Origin of the sequence: Serratia sp. EWG9 (assembly GCF_019913725.1) — a bacterium.
Classification (GTDB): domain Bacteria; phylum Pseudomonadota; class Gammaproteobacteria; order Enterobacterales; family Enterobacteriaceae; genus Serratia; species Serratia ureilytica.
This window is the reverse complement of record NZ_JADNRO010000019.1, coordinates 1-3,257: the sequence shown is the minus strand read 5'-3', so window position 1 is coordinate 3,257 and position 3,257 is coordinate 1. Positions and strand designations below refer to the sequence as shown.

Annotated in this window: 2 rRNA genes; both read right to left on the bottom strand. The window is 52.4% G+C overall.

What is annotated here, in order from left to right:
* A 5S ribosomal RNA gene (gene rrf / locus ITX55_RS23830) occupies positions 1-101 on the bottom strand; the annotation flags it as partial.
* 99 nt (positions 102-200) lie between these two features.
* Positions 201-3,108 (bottom strand): 23S ribosomal RNA (locus tag ITX55_RS23825).
* Between the last annotated feature and the right edge of the window lie 149 nt (positions 3,109-3,257).

Genomic DNA, 3,257 nt, shown 5'->3' with positions numbered 1-3,257 from the left:
ACTCTCGCATGGGGAGACCCCACACTACCATCGGCGCTACGGCGTTTCACTTCTGAGTTCGGCATGGGGTCAGGTGGGACCACCGCGCTATTGCCGCCAGGCAAATTCTGTTTCATTCCAACCGCCTCACTTCCGTGAAGCCATCAGAACCAATCTTGGAACGTCGCTGAAAATCTCTCTAAAAACACCTTCGGTGTTGTAAGGTTAAGCCTCACGGATCATTAGTACTGGTTAGCTCAATGCATCGCTGCACTTACACACCCAGCCTATCAACGTCTTAGTCTTAAACGTTCCTTCAGGGGCCTTAAAGGCCCAGGGAAGACTCATCTTGAGGCAAGTTTCGCGCTTAGATGCTTTCAGCGCTTATCTTTTCCGCACTTAGCTACCGGGCAATGCCATTGGCATGACAACCCGAACACCAGTGGTGCGTTCACTCCGGTCCTCTCGTACTAGGAGCAACCCCTCTCAATCTTCCAACGCCCACGGCAGATAGGGACCGAACTGTCTCACGACGTTCTAAACCCAGCTCGCGTACCACTTTAAATGGCGAACAGCCATACCCTTGGGACCTACTTCAGCCCCAGGATGTGATGAGCCGACATCGAGGTGCCAAACACCGCCGTCGATATGAACTCTTGGGCGGTATCAGCCTGTTATCCCCGGAGTACCTTTTATCCGTTGAGCGATGGCCCTTCCATTCAGAACCACCGGATCACTAAGACCTACTTTCGTACCTGCTCGAGCCGTCACTCTCGCAGTCAAGCTAGCTTATGCCTTTGCACTAACCTCACGATGTCCGACCGTGATTAGCTAACCTTCGTGCTCCTCCGTTACTCTTTGGGAGGAGACCGCCCCAGTCAAACTACCCACCAGACACTGTCCTCACCCCAGATTATGGGGCCGAGTTAGAACATCAAACATTAAAGGGTGGTATTTCAAGGATGGCTCCACGCAGACTGGCGTCCACGCTTCAAAGCCTCCCACCTATCCTACACATCAAGGCTCAATGTTCAGTGTCAAGCTATAGTAAAGGTTCACGGGGTCTTTCCGTCTTGCCGCGGGTACACTGCATCTTCACAGCGAGTTCAATTTCACTGAGTCTCGGGTGGAGACAGCCTGGCCATCATTACGCCATTCGTGCAGGTCGGAACTTACCCGACAAGGAATTTCGCTACCTTAGGACCGTTATAGTTACGGCCGCCGTTTACTGGGGCTTCGATCAAGAGCTTCGCCTTGCGGCTGACCCCATCAATTAACCTTCCAGCACCGGGCAGGCGTCACACCGTATACGTCCACTTTCGTGTTTGCACAGTGCTGTGTTTTTATTAAACAGTTGCAGCCAGCTGGTATCTTCGACTGGCTTCAGCTCCATCCGCAAGGGACTTCACCTACATGCCAGCGTGCCTTCTCCCGAAGTTACGGCACCATTTTGCCTAGTTCCTTCACCCGAGTTCTCTCAAGCGCCTTGGTATTCTCTACCTGACCACCTGTGTCGGTTTGGGGTACGATTTAATGTTACCTGGAGCTTAGAGGATTTTCCTGGAAGCAGGGCATCAACTACTTCTGCACCGTAGTGCATCGTCATCACGCCTCAGGGTTGATATGCAACCGGATTTACCAGGTCACACCCCCTACACGCTTAAACCGGGACAACCGTCGCCCGGCCAGCCTAGCCTTCTCCGTCCCCCCTTCGCAGTAACACCAAGTACAGGAATATTAACCTGTTTCCCATCGACTACGCTTTTCAGCCTCGCCTTAGGGGTCGACTCACCCTGCCCCGATTAACGTTGGACAGGAACCCTTGGTCTTCCGGCGAGCGGGCTTTTCACCCGCTTTATCGTTACTTATGTCAGCATTCGCACTTCTGATACCTCCAGCAACCCTCACAGGCCACCTTCAACGGCTTACAGAACGCTCCCCTACCCAACAACGCCTAAGCGTCGCTGCCGCAGCTTCGGTGCATGGTTTAGCCCCGTTACATCTTCCGCGCAGGCCGACTCGACCAGTGAGCTATTACGCTTTCTTTAAATGATGGCTGCTTCTAAGCCAACATCCTGGCTGTCTATGCCTTCCCACATCGTTTCCCACTTAACCATGACTTTGGGACCTTAGCTGGCGGTCTGGGTTGTTTCCCTCTTCACGACGGACGTTAGCACCCGCCGTGTGTCTCCCGTGATAACATTCTTCGGTATTCGGAGTTTGCATCGGTTTGGTAAGCCGGGATGGCCCCCTAGCCGAAACAGTGCTCTACCCCCGAAGATGAGTTCACGAGGCGCTACCTAAATAGCTTTCGGGGAGAACCAGCTATCTCCCGGTTTGATTGGCCTTTCACCCCCAGCCACAAGTCATCCGCTAATTTTTCAACATTAGTCGGTTCGGTCCTCCAGTTAGTGTTACCCAACCTTCAACCTGCCCATGGCTAGATCACCGGGTTTCGGGTCTATACCTTGCAACTAATCGCCCAGTTAAGACTCGGTTTCCCTACGGCTCCCCTATACGGTTAACCTTGCTACAAAATATAAGTCGCTGACCCATTATACAAAAGGTACGCAGTCACACCACGAAGGTGCTCCCACTGCTTGTACGTACACGGTTTCAGGTTCTATTTCACTCCCCTCGCCGGGGTTCTTTTCGCCTTTCCCTCACGGTACTGGTTCACTATCGGTCAGTCAGGAGTATTTAGCCTTGGAGGATGGTCCCCCCATATTCAGACAGGATGTCACGTGTCCCGCCCTACTCATCGAACTCACGACCTGTGCATTTTAGTGTACGGGGCTATCACCCTTTGCTGCGCGACTTTCCAGACGCTTCCACTAACACACAAGCCGATTCAGGTTCTGGGCTCCTCCCCGTTCGCTCGCCGCTACTGGGGGAATCTCGGTTGATTTCTTTTCCTCGGGGTACTTAGATGTTTCAGTTCCCCCGGTTCGCCTCATGCCACTATGTATTCATGACATGATAGTGTGTCGAAACACACTGGGTTTCCCCATTCGGGTATCGCCGGTTGTAACGGTTCATATCACCTTACCGACGCTTTTCGCAGATTAGCACGCCCTTCATCGCCTCTGACTGCCTAGGCATCCACCGTGTACGCTTAGTCACTTAACCTCACAACCCGAAGATGTTTCCATCGTTCGCGCTGCAAACATTTGAGAGACTCTATGACAGGTTACTCTTTATCCCAGTACATCTACGGAGGGATAAATTTCAGCCGTCATGTTTCAATTTTCAGCTTGTTCCAGATTGTTAAAGAGCAA